This is a genomic window from Chitinivibrio alkaliphilus ACht1 (assembly GCF_000474745.1).
GTDB classification, from domain to species: Bacteria; Fibrobacterota; Chitinivibrionia; order Chitinivibrionales; family Chitinivibrionaceae; genus Chitinivibrio; species Chitinivibrio alkaliphilus.
In genome coordinates, this window is record NZ_ASJR01000022.1 from 12751 (window position 1) to 29686 (window position 16936).

The 16936-nt window shown below is 45.9% G+C and carries 15 protein-coding genes and 5 tRNA genes; 2 read left to right on the forward strand and 18 right to left on the reverse strand.

Features of this window, described 5'->3' with window-relative positions; all coding sequences use genetic code 11:
• Positions 1-11: 11 nt before the first annotated feature.
• From rplA to CALK_RS09720, 14 genes are all read right to left on the reverse strand, one after another.
• Positions 12-701, reverse strand: a complete 690-nt coding sequence (rplA, locus tag CALK_RS09660) for a 50S ribosomal protein L1 (protein WP_022637509.1) — start codon at positions 699-701, stop codon at positions 12-14.
• Entirely contained in the window at positions 701-1138 is a 438-nt protein-coding gene (rplK, locus tag CALK_RS09665; RefSeq protein ID WP_022637510.1) for a 50S ribosomal protein L11, read from the reverse strand. Before rplK ends, rplA begins: the two co-directional genes overlap by 1 nt.
• Before the next feature lie 21 nt (positions 1139-1159).
• The gene (gene nusG, locus CALK_RS09670) at positions 1160-1690 is read right to left on the reverse strand and encodes a transcription termination/antitermination protein NusG (protein ID WP_022637511.1); all 531 of its coding nucleotides are present in this window, start codon (positions 1688-1690) and stop codon (positions 1160-1162) included.
• A gap of 36 nt (positions 1691-1726) precedes the next feature.
• Positions 1727-1912, reverse strand: coding sequence for a preprotein translocase subunit SecE (gene secE / locus CALK_RS13450; RefSeq protein WP_022637512.1), 186 nt, complete (start codon positions 1910-1912; stop codon positions 1727-1729).
• 16 nt (positions 1913-1928) lie between these two features.
• Positions 1929-2004 (reverse strand) — tRNA-Trp (locus CALK_RS09680).
• Positions 2005-2011: 7 nt separating this feature from the next.
• Positions 2012-2164: a 50S ribosomal protein L33 gene (gene rpmG / locus CALK_RS12625; RefSeq protein WP_081698130.1), complete on the reverse strand. Its 153-nt coding sequence runs from the start codon at positions 2162-2164 to the stop codon at positions 2012-2014.
• A gap of 43 nt (positions 2165-2207) precedes the next feature.
• Positions 2208-2281, reverse strand: a tRNA-Thr gene (locus CALK_RS09685).
• Between the two features lie 8 nt (positions 2282-2289).
• A tRNA-Gly gene (locus CALK_RS09690) sits at positions 2290-2363 on the reverse strand.
• 7 nt (positions 2364-2370) lie between these two features.
• Positions 2371-2456 (reverse strand) — tRNA-Tyr (locus CALK_RS09695).
• An 8-nt stretch (positions 2457-2464) separates the two neighbouring features.
• Positions 2465-2540, reverse strand: a tRNA-Thr gene (locus tag CALK_RS09700).
• Between the two features lie 67 nt (positions 2541-2607).
• On the reverse strand, positions 2608-3177 hold the full coding sequence (locus tag CALK_RS09705) for a ClpP family protease (protein ID WP_022637513.1): 570 nt from the start codon (positions 3175-3177) through the stop codon (positions 2608-2610).
• A gap of 53 nt (positions 3178-3230) precedes the next feature.
• A complete protein-coding gene (cysS, locus tag CALK_RS09710) occupies positions 3231-4670 on the reverse strand; it encodes a cysteine--tRNA ligase (RefSeq protein WP_022637514.1) in 1440 nt (479 codons plus the stop codon).
• Complete coding sequence (purM, locus tag CALK_RS09715; RefSeq protein ID WP_022637515.1) at positions 4667-5665, reverse strand: phosphoribosylformylglycinamidine cyclo-ligase; 999 nt, start codon at positions 5663-5665, stop codon at positions 4667-4669. The genes cysS and purM overlap by 4 nt, the downstream gene beginning before the upstream one ends.
• 340 nt (positions 5666-6005) lie before the next feature.
• The gene (locus CALK_RS09720) at positions 6006-6818 is read right to left on the reverse strand and encodes a flagellin N-terminal helical domain-containing protein (RefSeq protein WP_022637516.1); all 813 of its coding nucleotides are present in this window, start codon (positions 6816-6818) and stop codon (positions 6006-6008) included.
• Positions 6819-7045: 227 nt separating this feature from the next.
• Between CALK_RS09720 and pseB the strand changes: the two genes are divergently transcribed.
• Together pseB and pseC are read left to right on the forward strand one after the other, a co-directional pair.
• Positions 7046-8059 carry a UDP-N-acetylglucosamine 4,6-dehydratase (inverting) gene (gene pseB, locus CALK_RS09725; protein WP_022637517.1) on the forward strand — a complete coding sequence of 338 codons (1014 nt, stop codon included), beginning with the start codon at positions 7046-7048 and terminating at the stop codon, positions 8057-8059.
• Positions 8056-9210 (forward strand): UDP-4-amino-4,6-dideoxy-N-acetyl-beta-L-altrosamine transaminase, encoded by a 1155-nt coding sequence (pseC, locus tag CALK_RS09730; RefSeq protein WP_022637518.1) that lies wholly within the window; start codon positions 8056-8058, stop codon positions 9208-9210. Before pseB ends, pseC begins: the two co-directional genes overlap by 4 nt.
• Here pseC and CALK_RS09735 read toward each other — a convergent pair.
• The 4 genes from CALK_RS09735 to CALK_RS13055 all read right to left on the reverse strand — a co-directional run.
• Complete coding sequence (locus tag CALK_RS09735; RefSeq protein WP_022637519.1) at positions 9195-9680, reverse strand: GNAT family N-acetyltransferase; 486 nt, start codon at positions 9678-9680, stop codon at positions 9195-9197. The genes pseC and CALK_RS09735 overlap by 16 nt on opposite strands.
• 119 nt (positions 9681-9799) lie before the next feature.
• A complete protein-coding gene (locus tag CALK_RS09740) occupies positions 9800-10360 on the reverse strand; it encodes a hypothetical protein (protein ID WP_022637520.1) in 561 nt (186 codons plus the stop codon).
• Entirely contained in the window at positions 10361-11317 is a 957-nt protein-coding gene (locus CALK_RS09745; protein WP_022637521.1) for a hypothetical protein, read from the reverse strand.
• A 12-nt stretch (positions 11318-11329) separates the two neighbouring features.
• The coding region (locus CALK_RS13055; protein ID WP_034637760.1) for an MBG domain-containing protein at positions 11330-16936 on the reverse strand (5607 nt) is incomplete at its 5' end.

Below are 16936 nucleotides of genomic sequence, written 5' to 3' on the forward strand. Positions count from 1 at the left end.
TACGTGCTCCTTTACACCAATTCCGAAGCTTCTAGCTGTAACCCAGGACCCATAGTCGAACTGAGAACAACCTTCTTAAAATACTCACCCTTGGCTGCAGAAGGCTTCATGGACTTCAATTTACCCATAACAGCATTCACATTGTCAACCAGTTGCGTATTATCAAAGGAGAGTTTACCCACAGGAACATGAATAATACCACCCTTTTCAGTACGGAACTCAACGCGTCCCGCCTTTAGCTCTGCTACGGCATTGGCAATATCAGTAGTTACTGTTCCAACTTTCGGGTTCGGCATCATCCCACGGGGACCGAGGATCTTACCAAGCACACCAACAACCCCCATCATATCAGGTGTAGCGACAACAGAATCAAAGTCAAGAAACCCTTTTTTGATCTCTTCAACCAAATCTTTGTCACCAATAATATCTGCACCTGCTTCTTTAGCTTCTTCAACCTTGTCGCTTCCTACGAAGGCAACAACGCGAACATCCTTACCAAGCCCTCCAGGCAATACTACGGATCCACGAATGGCCTGATCACTCTTTCGAGGATCAACACCAAGACGCACCGCAAGATCAACTGTTTCATCGAACTTCACATAAGAAAGCTCTTTGAGGGTTGCAAGAGCATCATTGAGGGGATATGCCTTACTTTTGTCAATTTTTTCTTGAACAGAACGCCAGGTTTTACTTCTTTTCATTAAGCCGTACCCTCACTTTCTGTCTCAACACCCATACTTCTCGCAGTTCCTTCAACTACCTTCATGGCAGCTTCTTCCGTATGGCAATTTAGATCGGGCATCTTAATACCGGCGATCTTTTTTACCTGCTCCTGAGTAAGCGCTCCAACCTTATCCTTATTAGGAACACCAGAACCACTTTTGATTCCAAGCTCCTTGAGAATAAGTTTCGCCACAGGCGGTGTTTTTGTTATAAAGTCAAAAGACCGATCTGCATACACAGTAATAACAACAGGAATAACCATCCCTGCCTGATCCTGTGTCTTTGCATTAAAGGCCTTACAAAACTCCATAATATTTACACCGTGCTGTCCCAGTGCGGGACCAACAGGAGGGGAAGGATTAGCCTGCCCAGCAGGTATTTGCAACTTTATTTGTCCAACCTCTTTTTTAGCCAATCTTCACACCTTTCACTATAATTAGGAAACCGGTTCAATCTGAGCAAAATCAACCTCAACGGGTGTAGCTCGACCAAAAACAGTAACAGACACTTTGGCCTTACCCTTTTCAGCACTCACATCTTCTACCACCCCGTCAAACCCCTTAAAGGGTCCGGAAGAAATACTCACCATATCACCTTCTTTATAGGGCGAATCAGTAACCACTCGACCCTCATCCTCTACTTCATGACCGAGAATCCGATCAACCTCAGCAGACTTCAACGGTCGAGGCTTCCTTCCGCCAACAAAATCCATAACGCCATTGATACTCCGAACAAAATAGGCAGACTCCTGTGTGAACTCCATTTCAAAGAGCACATAGCTCGGAAAATACTTATCCTGCTTTGTTACACGCTTGCCTCTACTTACAGAAACAACGTCACGAACAGGAGAAAGCACCCGAGAGACAACTCCATCAAGTTCACCGGAATCTATCATTCCTTGAACATACTGAACAACCCTTGACTCTTGCCCAGTAAATGTTTGCACTGCATACCACTTAAACGCCATGAATTCACCTTATTTTCGATACGAATAACACCAAAACTACCCAGCAACCCGGCTATATACAAGAAAATTCACCAAACTATCAAAACCCCATACAACAAGGGTAAGAATAATAGTGAACGAAACCACCAACAAAGTAGAAGAATACACCTCATCCCTTGTAGGCCAGGTAACCTTCAACAACTCAAGCCTGACGGACTTTAAATACTCAATAAACGTCTGCATTTAACACCCCAATGAATGGCAGGCCCGGAGGGACTTGAACCCCCAACCGGCGGTTTTGGAGACCGCTACTCTACCAATTGAGCTACGGACCTGAATACGTTACTTTGCTTCTTTGTGTACTGTTCTCTTGCTTTCGCGCGGACAAAACTTCACAAACTCCACACGACCAGAATGAGTAGCCTTATTCTTCGTTGTAGAATAATTTCGCTCTTTACAAGAAGTACATTCCAGTGTTATTATATCCCTTGGCATTACTCGTCCTCTACCTTATGGTTATCGTTTTATTGCTGCAAAAAGCCCAGAACGGGAATTGAACCCGTGAACCTCATCCTTACCAAGGATGCGCTCTACCGACTGAGCTACCTGGGCATAAAAAAAGCGGGTGATGAGACTCGAACTCACAACAACCAGCTTGGAAGGCTGGGGCTCTAGCCAATTGAGCTACACCCGCGGTATAATGGTGGGCAGGAGTGGATTTGAACCACTGTAGGCTTGCGCCAGCGGATTTACAGTCCGCCCCCTTTAACCACTCGGGCACCTACCCATTCAAAATGGAGCCAATGGAGGGAATCAAACCCCCGACCGTTCGATTACAAGTCGAGTGCTCTATCTACTGAGCTACATTGGCACCTGTTTCAAAGACGTCCCTAATATATACTATTTATTTTTACGGGTCAAACCTTTTTAATTTTTTTCTACTTTTTTATTACGTGGTCTGCCAAGCCATAATCCACTGATTCTTCTGCAGACAAAAACTTATCACGATCAGTATCCTTCTCTATTTGTGTAATGGCAACGCCGGTATGGCGTGAAAGAATCGTATTCAGTACATCACGGATACGCAGCATCTCATCGGCTTGAATCTCAATATCACTTGCAGGACCATACATATTACCCGAGATTAAGGGTTGATGTATCATTACCCGTGCATGTTCCCAAACATCACGTTTGCCCGGCTCTCCAGCACAGAGCAGTACAGCCCCCATACTTGCAGCCTGCCCCATGCAGACAGTACGAATATCTGACTGAGCAAACTGCATGGCATCATAAATGGCTAACCCCGCAGAGATTGAACCACCGGGAGAGTTTATGTACAATGTTATCTCCTCTTGTGATATGCTGTCTAAATAAAGAATCCGCTCCACAACATCCTTGGATGTCTCATCAGTTACAGCATCCCATAGAAAGATATTGCGCTTCGCAATAAATTGCTCATCAATTTTGTTTTGTACACTGTTTTTATTCTGCATTTCATTCTCACTCATAGCACCTTTTCTCCTTAGGCATAAATATATACCGGCACAGCCGGTTTCTTAGATTATATCTGTTCACATTCCACGGTTCCATCGGGACGATCTCGAAGAACGACCCCCTTTTCCGCAAGCCGATCCCGTAACGCATCTGCACGGGCAAAGTCTTTCTCCCGCCGTGCCGCCTTTCGATCTTCCACCAGGGTAGCGATCTCCTCTTTCTCTTCAGAGGGAACATCTTCCATAGACATAAAGCAAACATTCCCAACCTGTTCACAAGACGGTTCTTCAACAGAAAAGAGATCTAAGGCAAAAACCTCCTCAGCACGACGGACAGCAGCTTCTTTTGCTTCTGCACTGATCTTCTGATCCCGTAGCAGCGTCCAGAGCCACGCAAGAGCTTTGGGCATATTCAAATCATCAAAAACTGCCTTGTAAAAACCAGCCATCACCTCAGAAAGATCTTCTGAATACGCCCCGGGACGACAATTTTTCTGCACAGCCTTAATAAGGCGTCGAAGGGTTTTATCCGCCTCAACAACCATCTCCATAGAAAACGTAAGAGGAGATCGATAATGGGCAGAAAAACAAAACAGTCGAAAGGCAAGGGGATTCATGCCGGCATCCTTTAATGTATCAAGGGTTACAAAACCACCCTTCGACTTCGACATTTTTCCTGAATCCATTACCATAAATTCCCCGTGAACCCAGGTGTTACAATATTTTTTTCCCGTGGCTGCTTCTACCTGCGCTATTTCATTGGTGTGATGCACCTGCACATGGTCAATCCCCCCACAATGAATATCAAGGGGTTGCCCAAGGTATTTAACAGACATGGCACTACACTCGATATGCCACCCGGGAAAACCGACTCCCCAGGGAGAATCCCACTCCATGGCCCGTTGTGTTGTGGTCGGAGAAAACTTCCACAAAGCAAAGTCTGTTTTATGTTTCTTCTCCCCCATATCCACACGACTTCCTTCTTGCATTTCATCTGCATTGAGCTGAGCAAAATCGGCGTAGGCTGGATATTTGGATGTATCAAAATACACCCCATCGGAAGTTATGTAGGTATACCCCTTTTTCTCAAGAGCCGTGATAAGATCAATCATCTCTGAAATATGCTCTGTTGCACGAGGCCACACATCGGGTTCATCAATATTTAAATCAGCAACATGCTGCATAAAACTCTCGGTATAATGACGAGCAATATCCCACACGGACTTTCCTTCTCGGGCAGCCCCAAGCTCCATCTTATCATCGCCCTTGTCTGCATCGGAAGTTAAATGCCCCACATCGGTAATATTTACAACGTGACGTACAGGATATCCAGCAAGACGCAAAACTCGCTTCAGAACATCTTCAAAAATGTAGGTACGCATATTGCCGATATGTGCATAATTATACACCGTGGGACCACAGCAATACATGCCTACCGTAGACCCTTCCGCGGAAAAGGGCATCTTCTTACGCTCCTCCGTATTGTACAGATACACCGTATGCGTCATATCCCCTGCCCATCTAAGATAACCGTTCCACTCCCCGACTGGGTTCTTCCAATGACTCGAGGACCATATTCTGCCAGGGCAGGAGACTGCAATACACGATCACACTCCTCCTGGGCAACAACGAGCACCAAACCAATACCCATATTAAAGGTTCGATACGCCTCATCAGTAACCATATTCCCCGTTTCTACCAAATACTGAAATAGGGGGGGCACGTCCCATGAAGAAATATCGACGCGGGCATCAATATGAGAAGGAAGCACACGATCAAGATTTTCCTGAAACCCACCGCCGGTTATATGGGCTATTCCTTTTATGGTATCATCAGCCAAAAGATCATACACCCCTGTGTAGGCACGGTGTGGTTCAAGGAAGAGCTCTCCAAAGGTTTTCGACAACCCGGGAAAAGGATCATCCCACGATTTTTTAGCGACCTCCTGCACAATTTTACGAGCCAGAGAATAGCCATTTGTGTGAAGCCCACTTGATGCAAGACCAATTAAGACATCCGTGTCGGAAATAGACGTACCATCAACAACATCTTTCTCATCAACCACCCCTACAATTGTCCCGGCAATATCATACTCTCCCCGGCTGTACATCCCAGGCATCTCCGCCGTTTCCCCACCAATCAGAGCAATACCGGCGTGGCGACAGGCAGCGGCAAGACCAGACACAATATCGGCTGCAACATCAGGCTCCAACACACCTGTCCCCATATAATCGAGAAAGACGAGAGGACGCGCACCCATTACCAGAATATCATCAATACAGTGATTTACAATATCAACACCGACACTGTGATGCACACCACATTCAACGGCCACCTTGAGCTTTGTTCCAACACCATCAACAGAAGAAACCATAATAGGCTTCTCCATATCTTTAAAGAAAGAGACATCAAACATTCCACCGAACTGCCCAAATTTGCCCACAACACGATCGGTATATGTGGTTTGTACCTGCTCACCGATTTTCTTTTTGCCACCGCCCATGAGGCGAGGTTTACCCCGGCATCGGCATACGTCATCGATTTTTTTCCATTGCTACACCTTTATTCACAAATTATCCCTCATAAAATAACACCTAACCGTCCGTAAGGGGAAGAGAAGATTTTTCCCGCCTCTGAAAACCTCATGGGGATTCGTTACAGCCCCCCACTCACACCACCGTACGCATGCGCCCTCTGCGCACCCCCCTTACATCGTACCATCTAACGAAATACACCATCGTACCAACAGCACCATTCAGGTGAGCCCCATGTATCCCCCTAACGGCACGAATAAAAAAGGGAGCGCAAAAGCACTCCCTCTGGACAAAGAAGATTGAAAACAACTATCCAAGAAGCTGCAAAACCCCCTGTGGAGCAGCGTTTGCCTGACCAAGCATGGACGTTGCCGCCTCTTTTAAAATAGAATTTTTAGAAAACTCCGTCATTTCCCGAGCCATATCAACATCACGAATACGTGATTCTGCGGCTTGCAGATTTTCTGCTGAGTTATCCGCATTTCGGATGGTATGCTCCAAACGATTTTGAATTGCACCCAGATTAGCCCGTTCTTCCGAGACGGCCAAAATAGCAGCATCAACCTTTTGAATAGCCACAGATTGGTCTGCTGTAATATTCGCAGTAATCTCATGAATACTAATAGACTCTTTGTCCATAGCGTTAATACTAAGACTAATCACCTGACCGCTATTGGCACCCACTTGAAAAGCCAAATCATCTGCACCACCGGTCAACAGCGACTGTGTATTAAACTCAGTCTGCTTTGCAATCCGGTCAACCTCTTCTACAAGCTGCTCAATTTCAGAACGCAAGGATTCTCTATCCTTGGTCACATTCGTATCATTGGCTGCCTGAACGGACAACTCACGCATCCGCTGCAAAATAGCATGGGTTTCGTTTAACGCCCCCTCCGCAGTCTGAATAAGTGAAACACCATCCTGTGCATTACGCGAGCCTTGTTGAAGACCGCGAATCTGTCCTCTCATTTTTTCAGAGATCGCCAGACCTGCAGCATCATCGCCGGCCCGATTAATCCGGAACCCCGAAGAGAGACGCTCAAGCGACAATGCTGTACTACCGTCATTTATCCCCAATTGACGATGGGCATTCATTGCCATTACGTTGTTGTTAATACGCATAATTCCTCCTTGAAAACTGAATACTGAACCGCGACACCGTAGTCGCAAACACTTTCCCCAATATTTTTATCGGCAGCTTTGAGGTTTTGTTGAGCTTTTTCTTTATTTTCTTCCATTTTCTTTAGTATCTCTATGAAATAAAGCGGACAAAGAAAAAACTACCAAGAAAACTGTTCCTATTATATACTTATCTGTACAGCTACGAAATAGTGCAGGAGTATTGCCCAATGCTGGATAATAAAAGTGTTCTCATTACCGGAGGTACCGGCTCATTTGGAAAACAATTCCTTAAAACAATTCTTACACGCTACCCCGCAGTAAAACGAATTGCGCTCTATTCACGGGATGAATTAAAACAGTTTGAACTGCGGCAACAATACCCCCGCTCGGAATATCCCCAGCTTCGGTTTTTTATTGGCGATGTACGGGATCGACGAAGATTGAAGAAAGCGTGTGAAAATATCGACATTATTATCCACACCGCCGCAATGAAACAAGTGGACACAGCTGAATATAATCCCGGCGAGTGTATCTTAACCAATATAACCGGTGCGGAAAATGTCATCGACTGTGCAATCGAATGTGGCGTATCAGACGTTGTGGCTCTTTCTACGGACAAGGCCTGTGCACCCATTAATCTTTATGGAGCAACAAAGCTTGTTTCAGACAAGTTATTCACCGCTGCAAATAATATCCGTGGAAAAAGTGATATCCGCTTCAGTGTTGTACGATATGGTAATGTCATGGGATCCCGAGGATCGGTAATACCTTTTTTTATGAGGAAAAAGAAAGAGGGTAAACTGCCTATAACCCACCCTGATATGACCCGATTTAATATATCAATTCAAGACGGAGTGAACCTCGTTCTTTTTGCCCTTACGAATCATCTTGGTGGAGAGATTTTTGTACCCAAAATTCCTTCCTACAGAATTCTTGATGTAGCAAAAGCTATTGCCCCCGAAGCGGAACTTGAAATCGTGGGAGTACGCCCAGGAGAAAAAATACATGAGGAGATGATTACCACCACAGATTCTCTCAGCACAATAGATCTCGGGAAATACTATGCGATTCTCCCCTCTGTAGCAATTAACATTAGTCGTGAACAATATCTAGCGCACCATGGCGGCACCTTTGTTGAACCAGGATTTCACTATAACTCTGGAGAAAACAGTGAATGGGAAACCGTTGAAAGCTTACGAAAGGAGATCCGGGAGTGTCTGAGCCCCGATTGTATCCTATGAAAATACTGCCCTATGGAAAACATGAAATTACCCCTGATGATATTACAGCAGTTTCAGAGGTGCTCCGTTCTGACTTTCTTACCCAAGGACCGCAGGTTGAAGCCTTTGAAAAAGCCTTTGCGGAATACGTACAGGCGCCATACGCTGTAGCAGTATGTAATGCAACCGCCGCACTCCATCTTGCCTATACCGTGGGAAACACCCGTCCCAACACACGAGCTCTCACCACGCCCCTTACCTTTGCCGCGTCGGCAAATGCGGCACGCTACTGTGGTGCCACGGTTGATTTTGTTGATATCGATCCCGACACTCTCTGTATAGACCTTGCACAGGCAGAAGAGAGGATATGCTCTGCCCCCCAAGGTACATACTCAGCCCTGACGGTGGTTGACCTGGCTGGATATCCCGTGCAGACAGAACAACTCTACAATGAATGTCGTCGTCGGAATATCTTTCTTATTGAAGATGCATGCCATGCCCCGGGAGCATTTTTTCACACAGCACAAGAAGAACGAATATACAGCGGAAGCTGTCGCTTTAGTGATACGGCAGTATTTTCGTTTCACCCGGTAAAACATATTGCCGCTGGTGAAGGAGGCATGATTACCACCGCACGAAAGGACATCTACGATAAACTCTGCCTATTACGTACACACGGTATTACAAAAAAGTCTCATGCCTTACAGGAGCACCATGGTCCGTGGTATTATGAAATGCACGAGCTTGGATACAATTATCGTCTCAGTGATATACACGCAGCTCTCGGCAGAAGCCAGTTAAACCGTGCCGTCCAAGCCCTCAAACAGCGACGTACCCTCGCTCAAAGGTATACCAAGGCCTTCACCCAGAATGACATTATAATACCTCCGGCAAATACCACCCATGGGCACGCCTTTCATCTTTACCCCATTCGCCTTAAAAACCGTGATGAGGTGTATGCAGCACTTCGGAAAAAAGGGATATATGCGCAAGTTCACTATATACCCCTCCATCTTATGCCCTATTACAAGCGTTTCGGGTTTAAAAGAGGTATGTTTCCCCACTGCGAACAATATTACGCTGAATGTCTCTCTCTTCCTCTGTATCCAAGCTTAACGGCGGAGGAACAAGACTATGTAATCGAGCAGGTCTGTACCTATGCACGATCGTGAGATACGCCACACATAGTACGAATATAGAGAATTTCCGTATCATCTCTTTGAAACGGCACAAAGCCGCATTTTTCATAGAGTTTCTGGGCCGTTCGGTTTGTCACCAATACTCGCAAAACGAGTCGTTGTACCAAACGTCTTTCTGCTTCATCCATAAGGAGTTGCATAAGGAAGAAACCAACACCTCCCTGCTTTTGTAAATCAGGATTTTTATACACCCCTGCTTCGGCAACGCTGTTTTTTTGAATATACAGGGAAATAACCCCTTGGGGAATACCCTTTTGATACACAAGATAACAGAAAACATCATCCCGATGCCGCACCCAGGCAACATGACGCATATGGTCTGTAAATGTAAGCGGTTCATCGTAGCCCATCTGTTGAGAAACAAAGGGGTTGCTCCGCCACATAAACACCATACGAATCTCCCGAGGGGCACAAAGTGAGAGTGGTACTATTCGTACAGACATAACAACCACCACGAGAAAGGATATATGTATAATATATACTGTGTATAAACGCGGTGACATACATACGGCATGTTTTTACCGTCTGTATCAATGAACCGTAGAGTAGGGGCAAGGAGTGGTTAGAATACAGTTGTAACAACCAACCCAATATGAAGTGGAAATAATTCTTTCGTTGCAGTGGCACGTTGATACTCATCACTCCCAATGCTCGAGCGTGTTTCATAGGTAAAACGTTTCTCACCATGGCGAAACCCAAATTCAAGACGTATGAAACCAGCAATTTCAGAGACAGCATATTCGAGCCCTACCCCTCCCCAGAAAAAGGGAAACGAGACGGTCGTGCTATATGACTCATTTGCTATCACCGTATCAACGGCATGAGCCGTATATCCGGCAGCGCCAATAAGAGGCATGGAAATAAGATCGTTAAAAAGAGACACCCCATGAAATAAAACCCGGCCAGAACCACGCCAATGCTCTCTATTCCATGCCCCTTCTAAAAGGATTTCCGTGGAAACAAAATCCCGTATCTGCACTGCCCCCACGGCACCTATGGACTCATGATTCAGAAGAGCTCCTGCACTAAAAAGGGGATACCCTTCCACACTTTGGCGAGAAGTTCGTCCCTGCACAGACACCGTACAGATACATACCGCGAGGAGCAAAGGAAGGATTCTCATTTAATGAACCTCATAGGAGGATAATGTCTTTTGTCTCCGCAAACGTTCCCCTTCATATTCTTTATACTGTACTAAGCCAATTCCCGGAGCGTAGTAGTAATATATGAAAATATCCTGCGATGGTACTCTTTTTTCCATGGTAGGAGGAAAGCGAACACCCGCCCCCCGCAAAAACTGCTCATATGGTATGGTCAGGCGATATTGGATAGTAGAAAAAATGCCTGCCGGAACAGAAACAAACGCTGCAGTATCGATCGCCTCTGCTTGTCGAAAAAACAATACAAAGGCCGAGTCACTGAGACTATATCCAAGATCAGGATACTCCCATGAATCACCTTGCGTAACAGGATAGGGAAAACGAACCATGGGAAGAGAATCGTGCCATAGGGTGTCTTGGGGAGAAGCGGCTCCCAAGAGATACGTAGCTCCTGCAGAATCAGTACCGTAATACAAGGTAATATCATCTTCAAGATGATCCCATTGACACACAAAACTCTCCCCGCTAAACCCCGATGCATGCCACGGTTCATGAACAACCAGACGAGACTCTGCCGTACGCCCATGATGATCTAAATCTGTGTATACCCAAAAATTATCCTGGGCAAGGGGCATAAGGTGAATCTCCGTAATAACTCGGACACGAATGGTATCCCTCTCAGATGTAGCAACGCCGTCATCCACCCATACGGGAACCGATAAGTCCCCCGTAAAACCGGCGTCGGGAATAATAGTGTGCGTATGAAGAGAGTAGTTATTGCCAGCACCTATTTGTAACGATAGTGTCCTTCCCGAACGACTGCGCGCATCAATATACTTCATGGATAGGACTAAACTATCCCCCCGCTGAATCGCAATATCACGCACCAAATCAATAATCTCCGGAGGCTGATCTTCCCAAAAGGAAGAGCATCCACCTAAGAAAAAGATCATACAGCCATAGAATAAAAAACGCCCCATGATACCCCACCTTTATCTCTGAATACCAATCATCATCCGCTGCTGCTTTACAGACCGGCCTTCTACTAAAAAGTCTATCATAACCAGATAACTTCTGCCAGCATAGCGAGAGAGATCTCCAATCATCCACTCATATGTAAAAAGATCGTTATGCGGCGAAACGTTCTTGCGCGCCCGGTGTACCACATCTCCCACATAATTAAAGATACGAATATCTACCTGTTCTGCCTCTCCGGCGTGGGCGTATACCACAACCTTGTGTTCACCCGGTGGAACAGGATTAGGACCAGCCATAACCCGATATTCCTGTGTCAGCGTATCAACATGCCCAAAGTCAAGATCAAGATATCGTTCGTACACCACAACGTGAAGAGTTTCTGTTGCGGTGGTATCAATACCATCCGTCAACTGAAAGGCAATACGGTGCAGACCAAGATCACTTCCTGTAGGATACAGGGTGTCTCTGCTTCTGTGAAATGAACTGGTCGTATCAGTAATGATGTAGACCCGATCATCGTCATCATCGGTTATCTCCATGGCAGATCGTAGATACCCTGATTGTCCTGTCTCTATCTGTAATGTATCGAGCCATACTAACCGAGGAGGAGTATTTACTCCAAAGGGGCGAACTTCAATATCCATGACTTTCATATTAGAAAAATCAATGCCATCTGTCACTCGAACCGGTACCGATAGAACCCCCGTAAAATTACTATTCGGGTGTATAACATTGCCATCAACGGTATACGATTCCCCCTCCTCCGGGACAATCCACAGAGAATCACCATCGGCATCAAGGGCAGTCCAATAGTGAGGAGAAATAGTAAAAGGAGCTCCCTGTTCTGTCAATCCCCGTTCTACAGAAATAAGCTCTGGTGGAGTGTTTCCGGAATAAATGATGAGAAGACCGGTCTCGTATTCAATCTGATAATTCTGCGCATCTGCACCATAGGGCGTAATAACATACTCTCCAAGAGTATCCCCGGTCTCACGCTCAAAGGAAAGGTTACGAATAACAGATGCATCATCATCAAACTGAAAGCCGGAAAACCGTGCCGTAAATTTAGGATCTTCATCATTTATTTCCCGCTCAAGGGTATCTGCAGAAATCACAAGGGTGGCAGACAGAATGGTAAGAGTATCCTCGATAAAGGTAATGACATAGTCTGAACCGGCGCTCAGATCGCCCTGCTGTATCTCATAAAAACCCACATCCTCACCGCTTTCACGGGAGAGGCTACCCGTAATCTCATCACCGGAAATAAGTGAGCCTCCGCGTATCTCCCAGGTCAGTTCCGGATCGTCTTCTCCGTAGGTCTTGCTCTGACCATGGGCGGAAATTTGCAATTCCCGTTCGGTGATAGTAAGAGTTCCTTCATCAAAGGTAATGCTGTAATTGCTGCTGGTTACACCCTCGGGAATAATTGTATATTCTCCAGCCTTAGTGGCTCCCACGGCATCCCTGCTGAAGGTTAGGGATCCATCAAGATCGTTTTCGTCATCACTAAACTGAAAGCCCGTATAGGTGACACTAAATTCGGTTATTGCTTCTCCGTCATAGACCTTTGTGGTGTCATTGGCCCGAATAGTAAGATCAGCAGGAGTTATTTCAAGGCTGTCTTCGATAAAGGTGATAGCATAGTCTGAACCGGCGCTCAGATCGCCCTGATGTATCTCATAAAAACCCACATCCTCACCGCTTTCACGGGAGAGGCTACCCGTAATCTCATCACCGGAAATAAGTGAGCCACCGCTGACCTCCCAGGTCAGTTCAGGGTCAGCTTCTCCGTAGGTCTTACTCTGACCATGGGCGGAAATTTGCAATTCCCGTTCGGTGATGGTAAGATTTCCCTCATCAAAGGTAATGCTGTAATTGCTGCTGGTTACACCCTCGGGAATAATTGTATATTCTCCGGCATTAATGGCTCCCACTGCATCTCCGCTGAAGGTAAGAGTACCCGCAAGATCCCCTTCATTATCACTAAACTGAAAGCCCGTATAGGTAACTCTGAATTCTGATATTGATTCCCCGTCATAAATCTTTGTGGTGTCATCGGCTGTTACCGTAAGATCAGCAGGGATTATCTCCAAACTGTCTTCGATAAAAGTAATGACATAGTCTGAACCGGCGCTCAGATCGCCCTGCTGTATCTCATACAACCCCACATCCTCACCGCTTTCACGGGAGAGGCTACCCGTAATCTCATCACCGGAAATAAGTGAGCCTCCGCTTACCTCCCAAGTCAGTTCAGGATCGTTTTCTCCGTATATTTTCAGCTGATTCTGAGCGGTTATTTCCAGTTCCCGTTCGGTGATGGTAAGAGTTCCCTCATCAAAGGTAATGCTGTAATTGCTGCTGGTTACACCCTCGGGAATAATTGTATATTCTCCGGCATTAATGGCACCCACGGCATCTCCGCTGAAGGTTAGGGTTCCATCAAGATCGTTTTCGTTATCACTGAACTGAAAGCCCGTATAGGTAACTCTGAATTCTGATACTGCTTCCCCATCATAAATCTTTGTGGTGTCATTGGCCCGAATAGTAAGATCAGCAGGGGTTATCTCCAAGCTGTCTTCGATAAAGGTGATAGCATAGTCTGAGCCGGCACTCAGATCGCCCTGCTGTATCTCATACAACCCCACATCCTCACCGCTTTCACGGGAGAGACTTCCCGTAATCTCATCACCGGAAATAAGTGAGCTTCCGCGTATCTCCCAGGTCAGTTCAGGGTCAGCTTCTCCGTAGGTCTTACTCTGACCATGGGCGGAAATTTGCAATTCCCGTTCGGTGATGGTAAGAGTTCCCTCATCAAAGGTAATGCTGTAATTGCTGCTGGTTACACCCTCGGGAATAATTGTATATTCTCCGGCATTAATGGCACCCACGGCATCTCCGCTGAAGGTTAGGGTTCCATCAAGATCGTTTTCGTTATCACTGAACTGAAAGCCCGTATAGGTAACACTGAATTCTGATACTGCTTCCCCATCATAAATCTTTGTGGTGTCATCGGCTGTTACCGTAAGATCGGCGGGGGTTATTGCAAGGCTATCTTCAATAAAGGTGATGATATAATTGCTGTTGTCAAGACTGCCCCGGCTGATCTCATACATTCCAACATCCTCACCGCTTTCACGGGACAAACTACCACTCAGAGTATCTCCCGAAACAAGCTCGCCGTCGCTTACCTCCCAGGTCAGTTCCGGATCGTCTTCTCCATAGGTCTTACTCTGACCATGGGCGGTGATTTCCACATTACGTCCGGTAATATCAGCCTGAGTGCTATCGGCCAGAGTAACAAGGGTGTAATTGTCTCGATCATCACCACCGAATATTTCAATATCTCTGAAGAAAACCTGCTTATCTGTTCCAACCTCAGCATCCTCAAAATACACCGAATAGGAAAACTCCAGGTCATCATCGGGGATGCGATTGTCATCAAAGGAATAGGTGATCACTGTATCAGTACCGTCATACTCCTTGGAAGCTGCAGAAAAATTACTCAGTTCAAGATCACGGGGAGTAATATTCGCAAGGGCAGTTCCCTCTGTTGTTTGAAGAATATAATTTGCCGCATCGTCACCACCGCTGATTGCAATGGAAGTAAATTCCACCGTCTTGTCTTCCCCTGCATGTTTTGTCGCAAAGGATGCATCATAGGTAAATTCAAGATCATCACCGGGAATACGATTGTCTTCAAAGGAAGTACCGTCAACCGCTACAGTACCGTCATACTCCTTGGAAGCTGCAGAAAAATCATCAAGTAAAAGCTCCCGTGGATTAATATCAGCAGAGGAGGATATTGTACCAAGGTCGTATTTATCTGCATCGGCGCCACTCAGGGTAAGACCCGTAATATGTACTGTTATATTGGAACCGGCATTTGCATCATCAAATTCAGCTGAAGCTCCGGAGGTATCAAGAATAACCTCATCAGCAGGGTCAACACCATCAAGGGTTCCCCAATTAATTACCGTCGCATCAGTTGTGGCATCGTAGGTTTTATCCTCTATCTCAATATTCACAATGTCCAATACAATCCTGTCTACAACTGATAGCTCTCCAGGTACATAGGAAATATCATAGTTTGCCGTATCAATACCCTGAACATCCCCTATGGATATGGGGTAATCCCCCACAGCAGCTTCTGCAGCCGCTCCGTCACTTGAAAGACTCACCTCTGTCACGGCATCAGCAAAAGCAAGACCTGTAACTGAGAAATCATCGGAGGGATATTTTTCATCAAAAACATAGAGTTCTCCCTCCGTCTTAGTGATATCTTCGGCGGTAATGGTTAAGGGAGCCTTAGTGATTGCAAAGAAATCTTCAACAAAGGTGATACCATAGTTGGCCGTTACATCCTCTGAATCATCATTCTCAATTAGCAAACTACCCATGAGGATCTCATAGGTGCCGACATCTTCTCCAGCGGCACGATCAAGGAGACCGGCAAAACTATGGCCATCGGCAAGACCACCGGAAGTAACATCATAGGTAAATTCCGGATCATCTTCCCCATATACCTTGCTTTGACCTGGATCAACAGTTACTACTATTGCCCGTTCTGTAATAGTAAGGCTTCCGTTAACATAGGAGATATTATAATTAGAAGTAACATCATCTAAACCGGCGTCTAATATTACTGCACCGGAGGCAACATTATCGCTTGTTCCAACATTGGTCTGACTCCCCGTTACTGTCACAGCATCAAGAGTCTCTGTGCCGACAACACTTCCATCACTCACAGTATACCCGGTATTCGTAAGGGCAGTGCCGTCATACTCCTTACTGTCACTTGCGGCAGTTATCTCAAGAAAACGTAAGATAATATCAGCCGTGGCTGTACCTGTGGTGGAGGCAAGAGTATAATTAGCCGCATCGGCGCCACCGCTTATGGTGATATTGGTAAAATTTACATCCTTGTCATCTCCAACATGCTTATCTGCAAAGGCAGCATCATAGCTAAATTCCAGGTCATCACCACCTACACGGTCATCCCCAAAATTTGTTCCTGTTACATCCGTGGTACCGTCATAGATCTTGGAATCTGCGATAAAATTGCTCAAATTAAGGGTGCGTTCGTCAATGGTCAGTGTTCCCGATTCAAAATGTATATCATAATTACTACTGATCAATCCTTGAGGGGTGATCGTATAGCTCCCCGCATCGGTAGCTCCTACGGCATCACCGCTAAAATCAAGACTTCCGTCCAGATCACTTTCATCGTCACCAAACTCAAAACCAGTATACGTTACGGTAAATGCTGTATACGGAGTTCCATCATAGACCTTACTCTTATCATCTGCCTCTACGGTTAACGCAGCCGGCGTTATCTCAAAATCATTGCTCACAAAGCTAATATCATAATTATCCGTAACATCCTCTGAGTCACCGTCCTCGATTCTCAGACCACCCTGTCCTATGGCATAGGTGCCAACATTTTCACCCGCATCACGATTGAGGGTTCCGGTAAAGCTATGAACAGGTGCAAGTTCACCGGAAGTAACATCATAGGTAAACTCAGGATCATCTTCCCCATATACCTTGCTTTGACCTGGATCTGCCGTTACTTCTATAGACCGTAAACCGACAGTCAGTGTTCCTTCAACCTCACTTATATC

Bases quoted from the DNA above. Each gene is read 5' to 3' on its own strand.
- pseC (WP_022637518.1), top strand. From the start codon at position 8,056: ATGAAAATACTGCCCTATGGAAAACATGAAATTACCCCTGATGATATT.
- CALK_RS09740 (WP_022637520.1), bottom strand. From the start codon at position 10,360: ATGAGAATCCTTCCTTTGCTCCTCGCGGTATGTATCTGTACGGTGTCT.
- cysS (WP_022637514.1), bottom strand. From the start codon at position 4,670: ATGACGCATACGGTGTATCTGTACAATACGGAGGAGCGTAAGAAGATG.
- pseB (WP_022637517.1), top strand. From the start codon at position 7,046: ATGCTGGATAATAAAAGTGTTCTCATTACCGGAGGTACCGGCTCATTT.
- nusG (WP_022637511.1), bottom strand. From the start codon at position 1,690: ATGGCGTTTAAGTGGTATGCAGTGCAAACATTTACTGGGCAAGAGTCA.
- rpmG (WP_081698130.1), bottom strand. From the start codon at position 2,164: ATGCCAAGGGATATAATAACACTGGAATGTACTTCTTGTAAAGAGCGA.
- CALK_RS09705 (WP_022637513.1), bottom strand. From the start codon at position 3,177: ATGAGTGAGAATGAAATGCAGAATAAAAACAGTGTACAAAACAAAATT.
- CALK_RS09745 (WP_022637521.1), bottom strand. From the start codon at position 11,317: ATGGGGCGTTTTTTATTCTATGGCTGTATGATCTTTTTCTTAGGTGGA.
- CALK_RS09720 (WP_022637516.1), bottom strand. From the start codon at position 6,818: ATGCGTATTAACAACAACGTAATGGCAATGAATGCCCATCGTCAATTG.
- rplA (WP_022637509.1), bottom strand. From the start codon at position 701: ATGAAAAGAAGTAAAACCTGGCGTTCTGTTCAAGAAAAAATTGACAAA.
- purM (WP_022637515.1), bottom strand. From the start codon at position 5,665: ATGGGCGGTGGCAAAAAGAAAATCGGTGAGCAGGTACAAACCACATAT.
- secE (WP_022637512.1), bottom strand. From the start codon at position 1,912: ATGCAGACGTTTATTGAGTATTTAAAGTCCGTCAGGCTTGAGTTGTTG.
- CALK_RS09735 (WP_022637519.1), bottom strand. From the start codon at position 9,680: ATGTCTGTACGAATAGTACCACTCTCACTTTGTGCCCCTCGGGAGATT.